12 protein-coding genes, 3 tRNA genes and 3 rRNA genes are annotated in these 19,575 nt (G+C 41.8%); all 18 read left to right on the forward strand.

Annotated features, from left to right (window positions below):
- The first annotated feature begins 46 nt into the window (after positions 1-46).
- The 18 genes from tilS to KBP50_RS00690 all read left to right on the forward strand — a co-directional run bounded on the left by tilS (position 47) and on the right by KBP50_RS00690 (position 19,568).
- A complete protein-coding gene (gene tilS, locus KBP50_RS00605; RefSeq protein ID WP_050350470.1) occupies positions 47-1,441 on the forward strand; it encodes a tRNA lysidine(34) synthetase TilS in 1,395 nt (464 codons plus the stop codon).
- A gap of 14 nt (positions 1,442-1,455) precedes the next feature.
- Positions 1,456-1,998, forward strand: a complete 543-nt coding sequence (hpt, locus tag KBP50_RS00610; RefSeq protein ID WP_050350469.1) for a hypoxanthine phosphoribosyltransferase — start codon at positions 1,456-1,458, stop codon at positions 1,996-1,998.
- A 398-nt stretch (positions 1,999-2,396) separates the two neighbouring features.
- Positions 2,397-4,457 (forward strand): ATP-dependent zinc metalloprotease FtsH, encoded by a 2,061-nt coding sequence (ftsH, locus tag KBP50_RS00615; protein WP_050350468.1) that lies wholly within the window; start codon positions 2,397-2,399, stop codon positions 4,455-4,457.
- Positions 4,458-4,614: 157 nt separating this feature from the next.
- Entirely contained in the window at positions 4,615-5,406 is a 792-nt protein-coding gene (locus KBP50_RS00620; RefSeq protein ID WP_050350467.1) for a type III pantothenate kinase, read from the forward strand.
- Positions 5,407-5,505: 99 nt separating this feature from the next.
- The gene (hslO, locus tag KBP50_RS00625; protein ID WP_050350466.1) at positions 5,506-6,390 is read left to right on the forward strand and encodes an Hsp33 family molecular chaperone HslO; all 885 of its coding nucleotides are present in this window, start codon (positions 5,506-5,508) and stop codon (positions 6,388-6,390) included.
- A 534-nt stretch (positions 6,391-6,924) separates the two neighbouring features.
- Positions 6,925-7,803, forward strand: a complete 879-nt coding sequence (locus KBP50_RS00630) for a peptidylprolyl isomerase (protein WP_303046265.1) — start codon at positions 6,925-6,927, stop codon at positions 7,801-7,803.
- 320 nt (positions 7,804-8,123) lie between these two features.
- Positions 8,124-9,056 (forward strand): cysteine synthase A, encoded by a 933-nt coding sequence (gene cysK, locus KBP50_RS00635; protein ID WP_050350465.1) that lies wholly within the window; start codon positions 8,124-8,126, stop codon positions 9,054-9,056.
- A gap of 419 nt (positions 9,057-9,475) precedes the next feature.
- The gene (gene folP / locus KBP50_RS00640) at positions 9,476-10,300 is read left to right on the forward strand and encodes a dihydropteroate synthase (protein ID WP_050351146.1); all 825 of its coding nucleotides are present in this window, start codon (positions 9,476-9,478) and stop codon (positions 10,298-10,300) included.
- A gap of 1 nt (position 10,301) precedes the next feature.
- Positions 10,302-10,667 carry a dihydroneopterin aldolase gene (gene folB / locus KBP50_RS00645; RefSeq protein ID WP_050350464.1) on the forward strand — a complete coding sequence of 122 codons (366 nt, stop codon included), beginning with the start codon at positions 10,302-10,304 and terminating at the stop codon, positions 10,665-10,667.
- A complete protein-coding gene (folK, locus tag KBP50_RS00650; RefSeq protein WP_050350463.1) occupies positions 10,664-11,182 on the forward strand; it encodes a 2-amino-4-hydroxy-6-hydroxymethyldihydropteridine diphosphokinase in 519 nt (172 codons plus the stop codon). Before folB ends, folK begins: the two co-directional genes overlap by 4 nt.
- A complete protein-coding gene (locus tag KBP50_RS00655) occupies positions 11,152-11,376 on the forward strand; it encodes a helix-turn-helix domain-containing protein (protein WP_050350462.1) in 225 nt (74 codons plus the stop codon). Before folK ends, KBP50_RS00655 begins: the two co-directional genes overlap by 31 nt.
- Before the next feature lie 443 nt (positions 11,377-11,819).
- Entirely contained in the window at positions 11,820-13,301 is a 1,482-nt protein-coding gene (gene lysS / locus KBP50_RS00660; protein ID WP_050350461.1) for a lysine--tRNA ligase, read from the forward strand.
- Between the two features lie 771 nt (positions 13,302-14,072).
- Positions 14,073-15,637, forward strand: a 16S ribosomal RNA gene (locus KBP50_RS00665).
- A gap of 418 nt (positions 15,638-16,055) precedes the next feature.
- A 23S ribosomal RNA gene (locus KBP50_RS00670) occupies positions 16,056-18,973 on the forward strand.
- A gap of 159 nt (positions 18,974-19,132) precedes the next feature.
- Positions 19,133-19,248 (forward strand): 5S ribosomal RNA (rrf, locus tag KBP50_RS00675).
- Together the 16S, 23S and 5S rRNA genes with 3 tRNA genes alongside form the textbook arrangement of a ribosomal RNA operon.
- Positions 19,249-19,299: 51 nt before the next feature.
- Positions 19,300-19,375, forward strand: a tRNA-Val gene (locus KBP50_RS00680).
- Between the two features lie 2 nt (positions 19,376-19,377).
- Positions 19,378-19,453 (forward strand) — tRNA-Thr (locus tag KBP50_RS00685).
- 39 nt (positions 19,454-19,492) lie between these two features.
- Positions 19,493-19,568 (forward strand) — tRNA-Lys (locus KBP50_RS00690).
- The last annotated feature ends 7 nt before the right edge of the window (positions 19,569-19,575 follow it).

Below are 19,575 nucleotides of genomic sequence, written 5' to 3' on the forward strand. Positions count from 1 at the left end.
ATACGTATAAGAGAAAAGAATAAAAACGTTTGTTGGAGATGGGCAAATGGAATCAAAAGTGCGACAGTTTATACAGAGACACCATTTATTTACCAAGGGTGCGACGATTGTAATCGGTGTTTCAGGGGGGCCTGACTCCATGGCGTTGTTGCATTGCTTGTATGCCATGAAGGAAGATTGGGATTTGCGAATTATTGCATTAACCGTCGATCATCAGCTTCGAGGCGAAGAGTCATTAGCTGATCTGACCTATGTCAAACAAATCTGTCAGCAATGGCAAATTGAGTTTATCGGTACATCTGTTAATGTACCTGCATGGAAGCAAGAAAACAAACAAGGTACTCAAATGGCTGCTAGAACGTTACGTTATGCTGTATTTCAAGAACAAATGGAGAAATTAGAGGCGGATTATTTAGCTTTGGGACATCATGGTGACGATCAAATTGAAACAATGGTGATGCGTCTGATTCGCGCTGCAGATTCACAAAGTTTTAAAGGGATACCTGTAAAACGAGCATTTGCTGGTGGAACCATTGTACGTCCCTTGCTTTGTGTAACGAAAGATGAAATATGGAACTACTGCCAAGCAAACCATATTTCACCACGTCTGGATCCTTCAAATGAAGAAACCGTGTATATGCGCAATTATGTAAGGCACCATATTTTACCTCTGCTAAAAGAAAAAAACAACAGTTTACATACAACGGTGCAGCATCTGAGTGAGACAATAACCGATGATCAGACTTATTTATTAGCAGAAGCAAAAAAAATGGTAGCCTCTGTTGTCTGTTTTGAGCCAGAAAAGCGGCAATTATCGTTTGAAATCCGTACCTTTAAAACGTATGCATTTGCTTTACAAAGGCGTGCCTATCATCTAATATTAAACTATCTGTATGTGGATGTACCAAACGATTTATCCTATGTTCATGAAGAACAATTTTTTGCATTTATTCATCGCCAAATGGGCAATGCACAAATTGATTTCCCCGAAGGCCTAAAAGTAGAGAAATCCTACGACCAAATAAGGTGTTACTTCCATGATGACCTTAATGGCTCATCGTCATTTCATAAGTTTGTGGTCATTCCAGGAAAAACAATTTTACCTGATGGTTCAGTCATGCATGCTGAATTTGTAGACACATTATATGAACAAACGAAGTATAGCCTTAGCTTTAGTGCTGATCAGGTAGCACTTCCATTACATATACGAACCCGAAAAAACGGAGATAAGATGCGTGTTGCAGGGTTAAACGGAAGGAAGAAGGTAAAGGATATTTTTATTGATGCTAAAGTGCCTCGTCATAAACGAGCAACTTGGCCAATTGTAACAGATAATGACGGGGAGATTCTTTGGTTAGTTGGGTTGCGAAAAGCAGCGCTTGCAAGACCCCGGATGAATACCTCACAAATACAACTATATTTTGAAAAAGGCAACAAGTAGGAGGAGCAGGATATATGCATAACGATATTAAAGAAGTGTTAATATCACAGGAGGAAATTGCAAATAAATGCAAAGAGCTAGGTGAACAATTGACCAGAGAGTACGATGGGAAATTTCCGCTGGCTATTGGGGTTTTAAAAGGTGCTATGCCATTTATGTCCGATATATTGCGCTATACCGAGACGTATTTAGAGATGGATTTTATGGACGTCTCTAGTTATGGCAAAGGGATGCGTTCTTCTGGAGAGGTAAAAATTGTCAAAGACCTTGATACAAAAGTGGAAGGCCGCGATTTGCTTATCATTGAGGATATTATCGATAGCGGTTTAACTTTACGTTATTTGGTAGATCTGTTTAAATATCGCAAGGCCAATTCTGTTAAAATTGTAACATTACTCGACAAGCCAGCTGGTAGAACAGCGGATATAAAAGCGGATCTCATTGGTTTTGAAGTACCAAACGAGTTTGTTGTAGGTTATGGTTTAGATTATCAAGAGAAATATAGAAACTTGCCTTATATTGGTGTGTTGAAGCCAGAAGTATATGGAGGGGAGTAATTTTTGCAAGCTGTTGCATAAGCCATTATTTTGTTGGTAAAGTGTAGGATAATTGTATTCATGAAAGAACTAACTATGCTATATTGGTTTAGTCATAAAGTAGCAGGCTTTGGATTAAACAACAAAACAGGCAGGATTAAAAGTTTATCGTTTACAGTGGTGTTTACTGGGAATGGTTAATATGAATTGTTATGTTACGGAAAAAAGATGAAATGCTCTATTCATTAAATTCAGTAAATACTATAAAGGTAGCTGGAACCATATGTCAGGAATCTTTACAGCAGCTCAATTTCCCTTACAGTATTTATCATGTTTTTTTAAGGTAAATTAGTTGTCTTCTAACTTTTTTGTATGGTACGATGTAATATAGTTTTTCCCCGCTTGGGAGGAGGTAAGCAATGAGCCGGATATTTCGGAATGCAATCTTCTGGATACTGATCGTCCTTGTAATTATTTCGGTTATTTCAGTATTCAGTGGGCAAAATGAAGAAGCGAAAGAATATAATGTAAAGCAATTTATGGATGCTTTAAATAATGGTGAGATTAAGGAAATGACCATGCAACCAGCTAACGGTATTATTCGTTATAAAGGTGTTTTAAATGATGACGAAAAGCCGTTCGTTGCACAGGTTCCAGATAATACAGATATTGTTTCTTCGATTACGGAGCAAGCAAATGAACAAAGTGTGCTTCATGTGGAAGAAGAAGAACAGCCTAGTATGTGGGTAACTCTGTTAACGACAATGATTCCATTTTTAATCATTGGACTTTTCTTCTTGTTTATACTTAGTCAGGCTCAAGGTGGCGGCGGTGGAGGCCGTGTGATGAACTTTGGGAAGAGTAAGGCGAAGATGTATAGTGAGGATAAAAAGAAAGTTCGTTTTAAAGATGTAGCGGGTGCAGACGAAGAAAAACAAGAATTGGTAGAAGTAGTAGAATTTCTAAAAGACCCAAGGAAGTTTGCTGCTCTTGGTGCTAGAATTCCAAAAGGGGTACTTCTTGTTGGACCTCCAGGAACAGGTAAAACATTACTAGCACGTGCTGTAGCAGGAGAAGCTGGTACTCCCTTTTTCTCCATCAGTGGATCTGACTTCGTAGAAATGTTTGTAGGTGTCGGTGCATCCCGTGTACGTGACTTATTTGAAAATGCAAAAAAGAATGCACCTTGTATTATTTTTATCGATGAGATAGATGCGGTTGGTAGACAACGTGGCGCAGGTCTTGGAGGCGGTCATGATGAGCGCGAGCAAACCTTGAACCAATTGCTTGTGGAAATGGATGGTTTTGGTGCTAATGAAGGTATTATTATCATCGCAGCAACGAACCGAGCAGATATTTTAGATCCCGCTTTATTGCGTCCAGGACGTTTTGACCGACAAATTATGGTAGACCGTCCAGATGTAAAAGGGCGTCAAGAAGTATTAAAAGTACACGCCAGAAACAAACCATTAGCTGAAGATGTTGATTTAAAAACGATTGCTATGCGTACTCCTGGGTTTTCAGGTGCTGATTTGGAAAACTTACTAAATGAAGCAGCATTAGTAGCAGCTAGACGTGATAGTAGCAAGATCGATATGATTGATGTAGATGAAGCGATAGACCGGGTTATTGCAGGTCCCGCTAAGAAGAGCAGGGTAATCTCTAAGAAAGAACGAAATATTGTAGCACATCACGAAAGTGGTCATACAGTTATCGGGATGGTTTTAGATGATGCCGATATGGTTCATAAAGTTACAATCGTACCTCGAGGTCAAGCAGGTGGATATGCCGTTATGCTTCCAAGAGAAGACCGTTACTTTATGACGAAACCGGAATTGTTTGATAAGATAACCGGCCTTCTAGGTGGTCGTGTAGCGGAAGAGATTATGTTTGGTGAAGTAAGTACGGGAGCTCATAATGACTTCCAACGTGCAACAGCTATTGCCCGTAAAATGATTACCGAGTATGGTATGAGTGATCGAATTGGTCCATTACAGTTCACTTCTGGTGGAGGTCAAGTATTTTTAGGGCGAGATCTTAGCAATGAACAACAGTATAGTGATGCAATTGCATATGAGATTGATCAGGAAATGCAGAACTTTATTAACCACTGTTACGATCGTGCTAAAGCAATTCTTACTGAACACAAAGATAAGCTTGAATTAATTGCCCAGACCTTACTTGAAGTAGAGACACTAGATGCGAAACAGATTCAATCGCTGTTTGAAAAGGGTGTCCTTCCTGAACCAGAAGAAGGTGATGTAAAGGTCAATATCCAATCAAAGGATGAGACTCCGGAGACGTATGAAGAGGCAAAAGAAAAAGCTACGACGAAAGATCAAGAAAAGCCAGATGATCAAATTACAACTGATAATAAGCCTTATTCTACAAATGGTTCAACGACGGAACCAACACAACTTTCATCTAAAGAGGATATAACAACAGATAATAAACCTTCATCAGAGGATGAAGACAAATAAGTATAAACAACTCCCCACTATAGCTTTGTTTAAGTGGGGAGTTGTTTTGTTTAGATGACTAAAGCACCAACATACTCATGACAAAATAAATATGGTATATTAAAAACCAGGAAAAAGAAACTAGAAAAGAGTTTGAAAAAGAAAGGTATGGAACCATATGTTACTTGTGCTAGATGTTGGGAATACAAACACAGTGCTAGGGGTCTTTGACGGGAAAGAACTAAAGCACCAATGGCGAATTAAAACGGATCGCCATAAAACAGAAGATGAATATGGAATATTAATTAAATCTTTGTTTGATTATCAAGAGATAGCTTTTTCATCTATTACAGGGGTGATTATTTCTTCCGTAGTACCTCCAATTATGTATGCGTTAGAAAAGATGTGTACGGACTATTTTCAATTGGAACCAATGATTATTGGAAAAGAATCTGTTCACAACTTCTTACAAATGCAATATCCGAATCCAGAAGAAATTGGTGCAGATCGGATTGTTAATGCGGTAGGAGCAATTGAAGAATATGGAGCACCACTGATTATTATTGATTTTGGTACAGCAACAACCTACTGTTATATTAACGAACGAAAAGAATACTATGGTGGAGTTATTACCCCAGGAATAAATGTGGCAATGGAGGCTTTATATAATAGAGCTTCGAAATTGCCAAAAATCGAAATACAAGTTCCTGCTCATGTTATTGGTTCTTCTACCGTAGAAGCTATGCAATCTGGTGCGCTTTATGGATATGTTGGTCAAATTGAAGGCATTGTTCGCCGTATGGAAAAAGAGATGAATGCTAATGCAACAGTTATTGCTACAGGAGGATTAGCGCCTTTGATAGCTGATGAATCAGAGGTGATTCATTATGTAGATCCTTATTTAACTTTAAAAGGGCTGCGGATTATCTATGATAAGAATAAGCACAGGTATAATCCTAACAACGTATAGCACAATTAATTTTACAGTCGGAACAATATAAAACGGTAATCGTCTTTGCTAAATCCTTGGTAATAGACAAGCTTTGCTAAGAAGGGAGACAAGTCGAGTATGAAAGACTTTATTATAAAAGCAACAGCCTATAACGGCATGGTGCGTGCGTATGCTGCTACTTCCACCAATACAGTTGAGGAAGCGCGTCGCCGTCACGATACATGGGCAACAGCCTCAGCTGCTTTAGGGAGAACACTAACCATTACTGGTATGATGGGAGCCATGCTAAAAGGAGATGATACCATTACGACAAAGATAATGGGGAATGGCCCTATGGGTGCAATCATTGCTGATGCGAATGCGAACGGTCATGTTCGGGGGTATGTCACCAATCCACATGTGGATTTTGAACTTAATTCAAAGGGAAAGCTAGATGTCGCGAGAGCAGTTGGAACAGAAGGTACAATTAGCGTCATTAAAGATCTAGGATTAAAAGATTATTTTACCGGAGAAGTTCCGATTATTTCCGGGGAAATTAGTGAAGATTTCACCTATTATTTTGCAAATTCCGAGCAAGCTCCTTCAGCTGTTGGAGCGGGTGTTTTAGTTAATTCAGATCATAGTATTTTAGCTGCTGGAGGGTTTATTGTCCAGCTCATGCCTGGAGCAAGTGAAGAAGTTATTCAACAACTAGAAGAGCAAATTCAAGCTTTTCCTCCTATATCTACGTTAATTCGAGAAGGAAATACGCCAGAGCAAATTTTACAGCGGCTTTTTAACGATCAAGAGGTGAAAATACATGAAACGGTACCGATGGAGTTTCGTTGTAAATGTTCTAAGGAACGGTTAGAACGAGCGATTCAAGGGCTTGGAGAAAAAGAAATCCAAAGTATGATTGAAGAAGATCACGGAGCAGAAGCAAGCTGTCATTTTTGTAACGAGATTTATCAGTTTACCGAAGAAGAGCTGCGTATATTAAAGCAAAACCTTAGTGAGTCTTAAGTTTAACGCATCAATAAGTACCCTGCCAAAAACTTTCGCGAATGGACAGTCTTTTGGTGGGGATGTTACGTTTACGATGAATTCCAGAAAAAGGGAGCTTTAGCTGTGTCCGAAAATGCAGCATTTTAGTTTCCTAATAACAATGAGCGTGATACATGGAAATAAAGTAATGGTCCAATTCCTGTTTGCGACGAAGAAAAACAAAGGCTTCCGCCATAAGACATGGCGACAAGCCAAGTTTTTCTAATGAAGTGCCCCCTTGCTTTATTCTTGAGAGTCAGTTGCCTAGGTAGTTTTCAAGGGAATATACAGCTTGGATGAACGAAATAATCTGAATTATCAAACATGTTTATGTGCAAGCGCTACATAAGAGAGCGAAGGGTTGGCGGCTGCTGTAAATTTTTTCTCGGATGGATAATCTTAACGGTGTATTGGTTAAAATAATAGAAGCAAGTTTTTTAATAGAAAGTTCATATGTATCCTTAACAGGGGGAATGAAGAATGTCATAAAAATTACTATTAGGTATTATTGTAATTCTTCTTGTAACAAATATTGCAACTTTATTAGTATGGAATCAAGGCGGACAAGTTGATGTAGGAACAGGTGAACATAAGAAGTATAAACTGAATGAAGCCGCAGCCACGGTTAATGGAGAAGAAATCAGTTTTCAGATGTGGCAAGAGGCTTTACGAAATACATATGGGGAAGAACAGTTAAAATCGATGATCGATCAAAAGCTTGTGAAGCAATTAGCAGATGAGAAAGATATTTCTATAAGTGATAAAGTTGTTGAAAGAGAAATATCAATGTTGCTTGCTATGCAAGGTATTATTTCAAAGCCCGAATATGAACATCTGGAAGCTGAATGGGAGAATGATATTCGATATCGTTACCAATTGGAAATGCTGTTAACAGAAGATGTATCCGTATCGGATGAAAAAATAAAAGAGCATTATGATACATATGGGGAACAATATAATTTTACATCATCTATGCAAATATCTCATATTTTAGTGAAAGATTCAGAAACGGCTGAGAAAGTTTACCATGAGCTAGACGATGGCGCGTCATTTAATTTGTTAGCTCAAGAGTATTCCATGGATAAAGAAACAAAAGACGAGGGAGGATATTTAGGGTATATTTCTACCGAGAGCCAATATTTCCCAAAGGACTATGAAAATATCGCTGCTGACATGGTTGAATTCTCGTATAGTCAACCATTTGAGGTAGATGAAGGTGTAGCAATTATTTATCTTCATCGAAAACTGCCTTCTATTACCTTTACGTATGAAGAGATGAAACCGTATATAAAAAGTGAATTAGCTTTACATCAGAAAAACCAGACTTTAGAAGCAGATCCACTTTGGAAAAATCAAGATATAGAATGGATATATTCTTCAACCGATCCATAGTCCTTGCTTAAAGAGGCGTAGACACTTAAAAATGAAGTCGAAGGTAACGGTTATGCTCAAAGTGATGATATTAATTTAAAAAATATGTTATGAAAAATAAAACTATGTATGAAGCATTTTTCACCTCGACTATCGAATGCACTCCAATGCTTTGTGCTATTGTTAATAATTCATAATAATGGTTGCAAAGTACAAATGTTGATTTGTGATGGCATTTGAATTTTTTATAATCAAACAAAATGGAAAGGTTGACATTCTTCATAAGAAAGCGTAAATTAGAATTAATCTTATCGAAAAAGTAGGAATTAGGAGGCTGAAAAATGAAAGTTGCTCAAAGTATAGCAGAACTTATTGGAGAGACTCCGATTGTAAAATTAAAAGGAATTACGGATAATGAAAGCGCAGATATTTATGTAAAGCTCGAATTTATGAATCCAGGTAGTTCCGTAAAGGATAGAATTGCTTTAGCGATGGTCGCTGCTGCGGAAAGAGATGGACTATTAAAATCAGGGGATACCATTATTGAGCCAACGAGCGGTAATACAGGGATAGGCTTAGCGATGGTCGCTGCTGCAAAGGATTATAAAGCAGTGTTAGTTATGCCTGACACAATGAGTCAAGAACGCCGTAACCTTTTACGTGCTTATGGAGCGGAGCTTGTTCTCACTCCAGGTGCTGAAGGAATGAAGGGTGCGATTCAAAAAGCAGAAGAACTGCAAAAAGAGCATGGTTATTTTATGCCACAGCAATTTAATAATGTTGCAAACCCCGAAGTTCATGCCAAAACGACAGGAAAAGAAATCATTGCACAAATGGGTGACGGCGGGTTGGACGCATTTATTGCTGGTATCGGTACAGGTGGTACGATTACGGGAGCTGGTAAAGTCTTAAAGGAGCATTTCGATAACCTGCAAGTATATGCTGTAGAACCTGCAGCTTCAGCAGTTCTTTCTGGAGAGAAGCCTGGACCACATAAAATTCAAGGCATAGGCGCAGGGTTCGTACCACGTATTTTAGATACAACTATTTACGATGACATTTACCAGATTGAAAATGATGAGGCATATGAAGTCGCAAGAGAAGTGGCTACTAAAAACGGCATTCTTGGAGGAGTGTCTGCTGGTGCAGCTGTTGCGGCTGCTAAGAAAGTAGCAAAGAAACTTGGTAAAGGTAAGAAAGTATTGGCTATTTTCCCTGATAACGGGGAGCGCTACTTGTCGACACCTCTTTATCAATTTGGGGATCAGGAGTAGAGGAGCTTCTCTTATAAAGTGTGAAAGAAGACCAGTATCGATATTCGGTGCTGGTTTTTCCTATTTTCACAAGAAATCATATTTTGGTATAACGAGTTGCTATTTTGTATGGAGGTGGATTTGTCCGGTTTAAAAGTGTAGTAAGATTAAAAAGGAATTGTTTTGTTTATAAAGTTTTTTTGTCACCTTTCATTTTGTAACTATTCTCCATAGTCATCATAAGGTTCGTGTGACTTTTTCTTCTTCTAACATTCAAAGATTTCCTATGGAAGATATAACTCTGTTGAAGTAAGAGAAATTTCAACATGAATGATAGAGAATAAAAGCTCGTTTTCAATTTACATAATTGATACCGGTCGCTTACGAAAACGTTGTATGATACGATAAGAAAAAAAGATGGAAAGAAGGATGGACGTATGATGCGATTAAAAACGAAAAAGCAAACTTATGATTTAACCAATCGCACACATATTATGGGGATATTAAATGTCACACCTGATTCTTTTTCTGATGGTGGCAATTATAATACGCTTGAAAAAGCCATTGAACAAGCAGTGAAGCTAGAAAAAGAAGGTGCTGATATACTTGATATTGGTGGTGAATCTACACGCCCTAACCATGAGCCGGTTTCCCAAACAGAGGAAATCGCCCGCGTGGTCCCCATTATTCAAGAAGTTAAGAAGCATATAAGCATTCCGATATCTATCGATACATATAAAGCAGAAACAGCTAAAGCGGCTATAGAGGCTGGTGCTGACATCATTAACGATGTTTGGGGAGCAAAGCGAGAGCCAGAAATTGTCCAAGTTGCAAAAGCGTATGACGTACCGATTATTTTGATGCATAATCGAACCAATACTAATTATCAAGATTTAATTATAGATATGATCGCTGATCTAGAAGAAAGTATAGCGATAGCGCTAAAGGCTGGAGTTCCTAATGAACAAATTATCATTGATCCTGGTATCGGTTTTGCTAAGACAGCTGAACATAATTTACTCGTCATGAATCAGTTAGAGCGTTTTTCTAAGCTAGGCTATCCACTGCTTTTAGGAACTTCCAGAAAACGATTTATTGGACATATTTTGGATGAGCCAGCAGAAAATCGTGATATAGGAACAGGCGCAACTACTTGCATGGGCATTATGAAGGGTGCTCAAATGGTACGTGTACATGATGTGAAAACGAACTGGCAGCTTGCTAAAATGATGGACGCAATGCTTCGAGTAGAAAGAGGGGAGTAAGTTGGATAAAATACATTTACAACAATTGCAGTTCTATGGTTTTCATGGGTTACTTCCAGAAGAAAATAAATTGGGTCAACGCTTCCAAGTGGATGCTACATTGTATCTTGACTTAAGTAAGGCTGGAAAAAGTGATGATATGAATGATTCCATTCACTACGGTGAAGCCTATGAGTATATAAAAGAGATTGTCGAAGGAGAAGCAAAAAAATTAATCGAGGCTGTTGCGGAAATGATTGCGGAAAAGTTATTGGCTTCTTTCGACTTGCTTCAGGCATGTGAAATTAAGCTAATTAAGCCAGATCCACCAATTCCAGGTCAATATCATTCGGTTGCCGTAGAGATATATAGGGAGAAGCGAAAATGAATCAGGTATATATAGCATTAGGAACAAACATTGAGCCAAGGGAAAAGTTTTTAGAAGAAGGTTTACATCGACTACAGGATCATGAAGAGATAAACGTGATGAAAACATCATCCATTTACCAAACAGCTCCTGTAGGATATACAAAGCAAGCTGATTTTTTGAATATGGTGATTGAAGTAGAGACAACTTGTTCACCATTGGAACTTTTAGACTACTGTCAACAAATAGAAAGTGAATTAGGGAGAAAACGAACGATTCGATTCGGACCGCGTACATTAGACCTTGACATTTTATTATATAATCAAGAAAATATAGAAATGGAACGTTTAACGATTCCGCATCCTCGCATGCACGAGCGTGCATTTGTGCTTGTTCCATTAAACGAAATTGCACCGCATGTAATATTACCTTTACCAGATGGAGAAAAGGACGTAACTGGGGCTGTGAAGAAACTTCCAGGAAAAGACTTAAAGGATGTAGAGATATGGACCAAAAAAGAATCGGAAGACGGTTAAAAGCTTTTCGTAAATTAAAGGGATACACCCAGGCGGAATTTGCAAAAGAGCTGGACATTCCGCTATCTGTTATTGGTGGAATAGAGCGAGGCGTTAAGCCGATTTCTGATGAACTTATAGATATAGTAGTGCATACACTTAATATTTCAAAAGATGAGCTAATGCTCCATTATGAAGATAATCAAGATAGGTAAGTGATGAATTTAGAAAAGGAAAAGACCTGTGGAGACGGGAAGGCTCGTCGAAAGGTCATGACGTGGAAACACGAGATGGATGATTAAATATGTTATATACCTAGGTTAACGAGTTATAACGATATGAAAGCTTTTTAAAACGTAGGGATTTCATGGCTTTGTTTTTGCTGTTAACTGTCCGTTTGCAAGGAATCCATATGCCAATGCACTAAACGTATGTGGTACCTATTTGTTGAACTTAAGATGGGATCTGTCAGCCAAATGCCGACAGGTTTTTACCACTTATTATCGATTTGAACGCTTTAAATTTTTATGAGTTGGACATTGTTATATTATTACGCAGCTGTGTTTTCCTTTACGGTTTTATCAAGAAAAAGCGCAATACATGAAAGATATAAAAATATCGGCTATACTACCTATAGAAAAGGACTGGAGTGATCACGGTGTCTGAGGAAATAAATGAACATATGCGTGTGCGTAAAGAGAAAATGGAACAATTAATAGAACAGGGAATAAACCCTTTTGGAGAGCGATTCCCTCGTTCACACGTCGCAAGTGAATTGAAAGATTTATACGATCGGTATTCTAAGGAAGAACTGGAAAACAAAGAAGAGCAAGTAACCGTTGCAGGAAGAATGATGACAAAGCGTGGGAAAGGAAAAGCTGGCTTTGCTCATATTCAAGATATTAGCGGTCAAATACAGCTTTATGTGCGAAAAGACTCTGTTGGGGAAGCCGCGTATGAAATTTTTAAATCAAGCGATATAGGAGATATTATTGGTGTAACAGGTACCATGTTCAAGACGAAGGTAGGGGAACTATCTGTTAAAGTGACTGATTTTAAGTTGCTTACGAAATCGTTACGCCCATTACCGGAGAAATATCATGGATTAAAAGATATTGAACAACGATACCGTCAACGTTATCTTGATTTGATTACGAACATGGATAGTAAAGAAACATTTGTACTGCGAAGCAAAATTATTCAAGCAATGCGCCGTTATCTGGACGGACAAGGCTTTTTAGAAGTAGAAACACCTATGTTACATGGAATTCCTGGCGGTGCTACCGCAAGACCTTTTATTACACATCATAATGCATTAGATGTAGACCTCTATATGCGGATTGCTATTGAGTTGCATTTGAAACGATTGATTATCGGTGGCTTAGAAAAAGTATACGAAATTGGCAGGGTGTTTCGAAATGAAGGAGTGTCGACGAGACATAACCCAGAATTTACGATGATAGAATTGTATGAGGCGTATGCAGATTATCACGATATCATGGATTTAACGGAGAGACTTGTTGCACATATTTCCAAAGAAGTTTTAGGTACCACTACGGTCACGTATGGTGAATATGAGGTGGACTTGGCTCCGAAATGGACAAGAAAGCATATGGTTGATGCAATTAAAGAAAAAACTGGCGTTGATTTTTGGCAACACATGAGTGATGAAGAAGCACGAGAGCTAGCTAAAGAGCACGGCGTTGAGATTAAAAATTCCATGACATATGGCCATGTAGTAAATGAGTTCTTTGAACAAAAAGTAGAAGAAGAGCTAATACAACCAACATTTATCTATGGACATCCAGTAGAAATTTCGCCATTAGCTAAGAAAAATAATCAAGATGATCGGTTTACAGATCGATTTGAATTGTTTATTGTGGGACGAGAACATGCTAATGCGTTTAGTGAGTTGAACGATCCAATAGATCAACGGGAGCGATTTGAAGCTCAGGTGAAAGAAAGAGCGGCTGGTAATGATGAAGCTCACTATATGGATACAGATTTCTTAGAAGCGTTAGAATATGGACTTCCTCCAACTGGGGGACTTGGTATAGGGGTAGACCGCTTAGTCATGCTACTAACTAATTCAGCGTCTATCCGCGATGTATTATTATTTCCGCAAATGAAAAATAAATAAATGTAACATGTAATAAAAACGCAAGGAACCATTATGACCTTGCGTTTTTTATTTGGGTTTGCTGAATAACCTTCTAAAAGGATAGAGCTCTTTTAAAAGATAGATGAGCCAGAAGAGGTAGCGAAATTATTTCTTATAGCTTAAACTTAATACAATACGTGCTGTTTTAGTCGCGCTAGGTAAGTAAACGGAAAGTTAGGTAAGGTTTTAGGATAAAACTTATGCTTCTATTAGAAGAGAGTGCAGTCTGTTTCCTTTCATTAAATGGTCCAATGTAATTAAAGGTGATATCTATAATCGTAAATCAAATATGCAAACATTAATTTGTGAATAAAATAACGAATTATGTAAACAATAGAAATAGATTTTTCGTCGGTTTTATTAAAAAAAAGTCTTGATTTCCGTTATTAAACGTGGTAATCTAATGTACGTTGCTTTAATAAACAGCTTGAAAGCAGAGTTATTAAACAACAACAAAAATCTCTTTAAAAATATGTTGACTTTATCATGAACGCATGTTATATTTATAAAGTCGCCAATTTGAAGCGAAAAAACATCTTGAAAAAAAGTTGTTGACAAAGTAGTTTCATAATGGTATAATTAAGAAGTTGCGTCGCAAAAAAAGACGCTAACAAATTTGCTCTTTGAAAACTGAACAAAACAACCAGTATGTCAAGAAAAGCAATCTCTGTTTTTCTTTTAAAAAATCGACCGAGAGCAATCTCGGAAGAAGCTAAGAATGATGAAGAACGGTGTTCATCATCACAAACTTTTATGGAGAGTTTGATCTTGGCTCAGGACGAACGCTGGCGGCGTGCCTAATACATGCAAGTCGAGCGCGGGAAGCAAGCAGATCTCCTTCGGGGGTGACGCTTGTGGAACGAGCGGCGGACGGGTGAGTAACACGTGGGCAACCTACCTGTAAGACTGGGATAACTCCGGGAAACCGGGGCTAATACCGGATGATACATATCGTCGCATGACGAGATGTTGAAAGGCGGCATATGCTGTCACTTACAGATGGGCCCGCGGCGCATTAGCTAGTTGGTGAGATAAAAGCTCACCAAGGCGACGATGCGTAGCCGACCTGAGAGGGTGATCGGCCACACTGGGACTGAGACACGGCCCAGACTCCTACGGGAGGCAGCAGTAGGGAATCTTCCGCAATGGACGAAAGTCTGACGGAGCAACGCCGCGTGAGTGATGAAGGTTTTCGGATCGTAAAACTCTGTTGTTAGGGAAGAACAAGTGCCATTCGAATAGGTTGGCACCTTGACGGTACCTAACCAGAAAGCCCCGGCTAACTACGTGCCAGCAGCCGCGGTAATACGTAGGGGGCAAGCGTTGTCCGGAATTATTGGGCGTAAAGCGCGCGCAGGCGGTCCTTTAAGTCTGATGTGAAAGCCCACGGCTTAACCGTGGAGGGCCATTGGAAACTGGGGGACTTGAGTACAGAAGAGGAGAGTGGAATTCCACGTGTAGCGGTGAAATGCGTAGAGATGTGGAGGAACACCAGTGGCGAAGGCGACTCTCTGGTCTGTAACTGACGCTGAGGTGCGAAAGCGTGGGTAGCGAACAGGATTAGATACCCTGGTAGTCCACGCCGTAAACGATGAGTGCTAGGTGTTAGGGGGTTTCCGCCCCTTAGTGCTGAAGTTAACGCATTAAGCACTCCGCCTGGGGAGTACGGCCGCAAGGCTGAAACTCAAAAGAATTGACGGGGACCCGCACAAGCGGTGGAGCATGTGGTTTAATTCGAAGCAACGCGAAGAACCTTACCAGGTCTTGACATCCTCTGACGCCCCTAGAGATAGGGAGTTCCCTTCGGGGACAGAGTGACAGGTGGTGCATGGTTGTCGTCAGCTCGTGTCGTGAGATGTTGGGTTAAGTCCCGCAACGAGCGCAACCCTTGATCTTAGTTGCCAGCATTTAGTTGGGCACTCTAAGGTGACTGCCGGTGACAAACCGGAGGAAGGTGGGGATGACGTCAAATCATCATGCCCCTTATGACCTGGGCTACACACGTGCTACAATGGATGGAACAAAGGGCAGCGAAGCCGCGAGGCCAAGCAAATCCCATAAAACCATTCTCAGTTCGGATTGCAGGCTGCAACTCGCCTGCATGAAGCCGGAATCGCTAGTAATCGCGGATCAGCATGCCGCGGTGAATACGTTCCCGGGTCTTGTACACACCGCCCGTCACACCACGAGAGTTGGTAACACCCGAAGTCGGTGAGGTAACCTTTTGGAGCCAGCCGCCGAAGGTGGGACCAATGATTGGGGTGAAGTCGTAACAAGGTAGCCGTATCGGAAGGTGCGGCTGGATCACCTCCTTTCTAAGGAATAGATAGGAAGCTTTGGCGTTGTTTGAACGTTGAAGCTAGACTATGCGGAAGACATACTTGGTTGTTTGGTTCAGTTTTGAGAGAGTAAATTATACCTCTCAAGGATAAAAGGATTTTCTGTTAAAATCCGTCACGTCCTGTGACGAACACAGAAGTCACGACATCCTGTAGAAACTTTGTACCTTGAAAACTAAATAAGAGTAACAACGACATCAAACTAAAAGCGGAAGCGAATGTGTAGCGATGTACAGACTGGACTGACTCGAAGGAGATAAAGGAAACACGGTGAACGCAAGTGAATCGATGTTGACTTATCGTATGGAGAGGAAGGAAGTCATGCTATTGCTATGAGCTGAAGCTAGAAAACCAAAAGCTGAAAAGTAATATGCTTATTCATAAATAGAAAGTTAGTTAAGTGAATAAGGGCGCACGGTGGATGCCTTGGCACTAGGAGCCGAAGAAGGACGGGACTAACACCGATATGTCCCGGGGAGTCGTAAGTAGACGTCGATCCGGGAATTTCCGAATGGGGGAACCCACTGCTCGTAATGGAGTAGTACTTTTATCTGAATTCATAGGATAGAAGAGGCATACCCGGGGAACTGAAACATCTCAGTACCCGGAGGAAGAGAAAGCAAATGCGATTTCCCAAGTAGCGGCGAGCGAAACGGAAACAGCCCAAACCAGAAGGCTTGCCTTCTGGGGTTGTAGGACACTCCATAGGAGTTATCAAGAGATTCTTTAGATGAAGCGATCTGGAAAGGTTGGCCAAAGAAGGTAACAGCCCTGTAATCGAAAAGGAATCTCCTCCGGAGTGTATCCTGAGTACGGCGGAACACGAGGAATTCCGTCGGAATCCGGGAGGACCATCTCCCAAGGCTAAATACTCCCTAGTGACCGATAGTGAACCAGTACCGTGAGGGAAAGGTGAAAAGCACCCCGGGAGGGGAGTGAAAGAGAACCTGAAACCGTGTGCCTACAAGTAGTCGAAGCCCGTTAATGGGTGACGGCGTACCTTTTGTAGAATGGACCGGCGAGTTACGATCGTATGCAAGGTTAAGTGGAAGACACGGAGCCGCAGCGAAAGCGAGTCTGAATAGGGCGATATAGTATGCGGTCGTAGACCCGAAACCGTGTGATCTACCCATGTCCAGGGTGAAGGTCAGGTAACACTGACTGGAGGCCCGAACCCACGTATGTTGAAAAATGCGGGGATGAGGTGTGGGTAGGGGTGAAATGCCAATCGAACACGGAGATAGCTGGTTCTCTCCGAAATAGCTTTAGGGCTAGCCTCAAGGAAAGAGTACTGGAGGTAGAGCACTGATTGAACTAGGGGCCCTCATCGGGTTACCGAATTCAGTCAAACTCCGAATGCCAGCTACTTATCCTTGGGAGTCAGACTATGGGTGATAAGGTTCATAGTCGAAAGGGAAACAGCCCAGACCGCCAGCTAAGGTCCCAAAGTATACGTTAAGTGGAAAAGGATGTGGAGTTGCCCAGACAACCAGGATGTTGGCTTAGAAGCAGCCACCATTTAAAGAGTGCGTAATAGCTCACTGGTCGAGTGACTCTGCGCCGAAAATGTACCGGGGCTAAACGTATCACCGAAGCTGCGGATTGTTCTACGAACAATGGTAGGAGAGCGTTCAAAGTGCAGTGAAGTCAGATCGTGAGGACTGGTGGAGCGCTTTGAAGTGAGAATGCCGGTATGAGTAGCGAAAAAAGAGTGAGAATCTCTTTCACCGAATGCCTAAGGTTTCCTGAGGAAGGCTCGTCCTCTCAGGGTTAGTCGGGACCTAAGCCGAGGCCGAAAGGCGTAGGCGATGGACAACAGGTAGATATTCCTGTACCACCTCATGAACGTTTGAACGATGGGGGGACGCAGTAGGATAAGGAATGCGCACGGATGGATGTGTGCGCCCAAGCAGTGAGAAAGTCGGATAGGCAAATCCGTCCGATAATTTCAAGCTGTGACGGGGAGGGAAATAGAGTACCGAAGTTCCGGATTTCACACTGCCAAGAAAAGCCTCTAGTAAGTTCATAGGTGCCCGTACCGCAAACCGACACAGGTAGGCGAGGAGAGAATCCTAAGGTGAGCGGGAGAACTCTCGTTAAGGAACTCGGCAAAATGACCCCGTAACTTCGGGAGAAGGGGTGCTCCTTTAAGGAGGAGCCGCAGTGAATAGGCCCAAGCGACTGTTTAGCAAAAACACAGGTCTCTGCGAAGCCGAAAGGCGAAGTATAGGGGCTGACACCTGCCCGGTGCTGGAAGGTTAAGGGGAAACGTTAGTGCTTCGGCACGAAGCGTAGAACCGAAGCCCCAGTAAACGGCGGCCGTAACTATAACGGTCCTAAGGTAGCGAAATTCCTTGTCGGGTAAGTTCCGACCCGCACGAAAGGTGCAACGACTTGGGCACTGTCTCAACGAGAGACCCGGTGAAATTATACTATGCGTGAAGATGCGCATTACCCGCGACAGGACGGAAAGACCCCGTGGAGCTTTACTGTAGCCTGATATTGAATGTTGGTACAGCTTGTACAGGATAGGTGGGAGCCATCGAAGCGTGAGCGCTAGCTTACGTGGAGGCAACCGTGGGATACCACCCTGGCTGTACGAACCTTCTAACCCAGGGCCGTGATCCGGTCCGGAGACAGTGTCAGGCGGGCAGTTTGACTGGGGCGGTCGCCTCCCAAAAGGTAACGGAGGCGCCCAAAGGTTCCCTCAGAATGGTTGGAAATCATTCGCAGAGTGTAAAGGCAGAAGGGAGCTTGACTGCGAGACCTACAAGTCGAGCAGGGACGAAAGTCGGGCTTAGTGATCCGGTGGTTCCGCATGGAAGGGCCATCGCTCAACGGATAAAAGCTACCCCGGGGATAACAGGCTTATCTCCCCCAAGAGTTCACATCGACGGGGAGGTTTGGCACCTCGATGTCGGCTCATCGCATCCTGGGGCTGTAGTCGGTCCCAAGGGTTGGGCTGTTCGCCCATTAAAGCGGTACGCGAGCTGGGTTCAGAACGTCGTGAGACAGTTCGGTCCCTATCCGTCGTGGGCGCAGGAGGTTTGAGAGGAGCTGTCCTTAGTACGAGAGGACCGGGATGGACACACCGCTGGTGTACCAGTTGTTCCGCCAGGAGCATAGCTGGGTAGCTACGTGTGGCAGGGATAAGTGCTGAAAGCATCTAAGCATGAAGCCCCCCTCAAGATGAGACTTCCCATCACTAAAAGTGAGTAAGATCCCTCAGAGATGATGAGGTTGATAGGTCCGAGGTGGAAGCGTGGTGACACGTGTAGCTGACGGATACTAATCGATCGAGGACTTAACTAACCATTTTGGAAGATGAATCGTTGGATGATCTCTTATTTAGTTTTCGAGGTATAAATCAGGAATCGATTTTTTTCAACAAAAATCTTGATTTTTTCTCAAAAACGCTTATAATAAGATTTGTGCCTATTTTTTAGCACAACATAACAAATAGCAACTTTGCCTGGTAGTAATGGCGGAGAGGTCACACCTGTTCCCATGCCGAACACAGAAGTTAAGCTCTCCAGCGCCGATGGTAGTTGGGGCTTTGCCCCTGCAAGAGTAGGACGCCGCCAGGCAATACATTATTTGTTCATTGATGTTCGTAACGAATTATCGTTGCGTGCGTTGGAGGATTAGCTCAGCTGGGAGAGCACTTGCCTTACAAGCAAGGGGTCGCAGGTTCGAGCCCTGCATCCTCCACCATTGCCGGCCTAGCTCAATTGGTAGAGCAACTGACTTGTAATCAGTAGGTTGGGGGTTCAAGTCCTCTGGCCGGCACCATTTAACGTAATAGCGCAAATCTTGAATGAAAAAATATACGAGCCATTAGCTCAGTCGGTAGAGCATCTGACTTTTAATCAGAGGGTCGGAGGTTCGAATCCTCCATGGCTCACCATTCGTTT

This window comes from Virgibacillus pantothenticus, from assembly GCF_018075365.1.
Classification (GTDB): Bacteria; Bacillota; Bacilli; order Bacillales; family Amphibacillaceae; genus Virgibacillus; species Virgibacillus pantothenticus.

What these genes read in the sequence shown, in the direction of transcription:
- tilS (WP_050350470.1), top strand. Translation starts at nt 47, where the DNA reads ATGGAATCAAAAGTGCGACAGTTTATACAGAGACACCATTTATTTACC.
- ftsH (WP_050350468.1), top strand. Translation starts at nt 2,397, where the DNA reads ATGAGCCGGATATTTCGGAATGCAATCTTCTGGATACTGATCGTCCTT.
- hpt (WP_050350469.1), top strand. Translation starts at nt 1,456, where the DNA reads ATGCATAACGATATTAAAGAAGTGTTAATATCACAGGAGGAAATTGCA.
- KBP50_RS00620 (WP_050350467.1), top strand. Translation starts at nt 4,615, where the DNA reads ATGTTACTTGTGCTAGATGTTGGGAATACAAACACAGTGCTAGGGGTC.
- hslO (WP_050350466.1), top strand. Translation starts at nt 5,506, where the DNA reads ATGAAAGACTTTATTATAAAAGCAACAGCCTATAACGGCATGGTGCGT.
- KBP50_RS00655 (WP_050350462.1), top strand. Translation starts at nt 11,152, where the DNA reads ATGGACCAAAAAAGAATCGGAAGACGGTTAAAAGCTTTTCGTAAATTA.
- folP (WP_050351146.1), top strand. Translation starts at nt 9,476, where the DNA reads ATGCGATTAAAAACGAAAAAGCAAACTTATGATTTAACCAATCGCACA.
- cysK (WP_050350465.1), top strand. Translation starts at nt 8,124, where the DNA reads ATGAAAGTTGCTCAAAGTATAGCAGAACTTATTGGAGAGACTCCGATT.
- folK (WP_050350463.1), top strand. Translation starts at nt 10,664, where the DNA reads ATGAATCAGGTATATATAGCATTAGGAACAAACATTGAGCCAAGGGAA.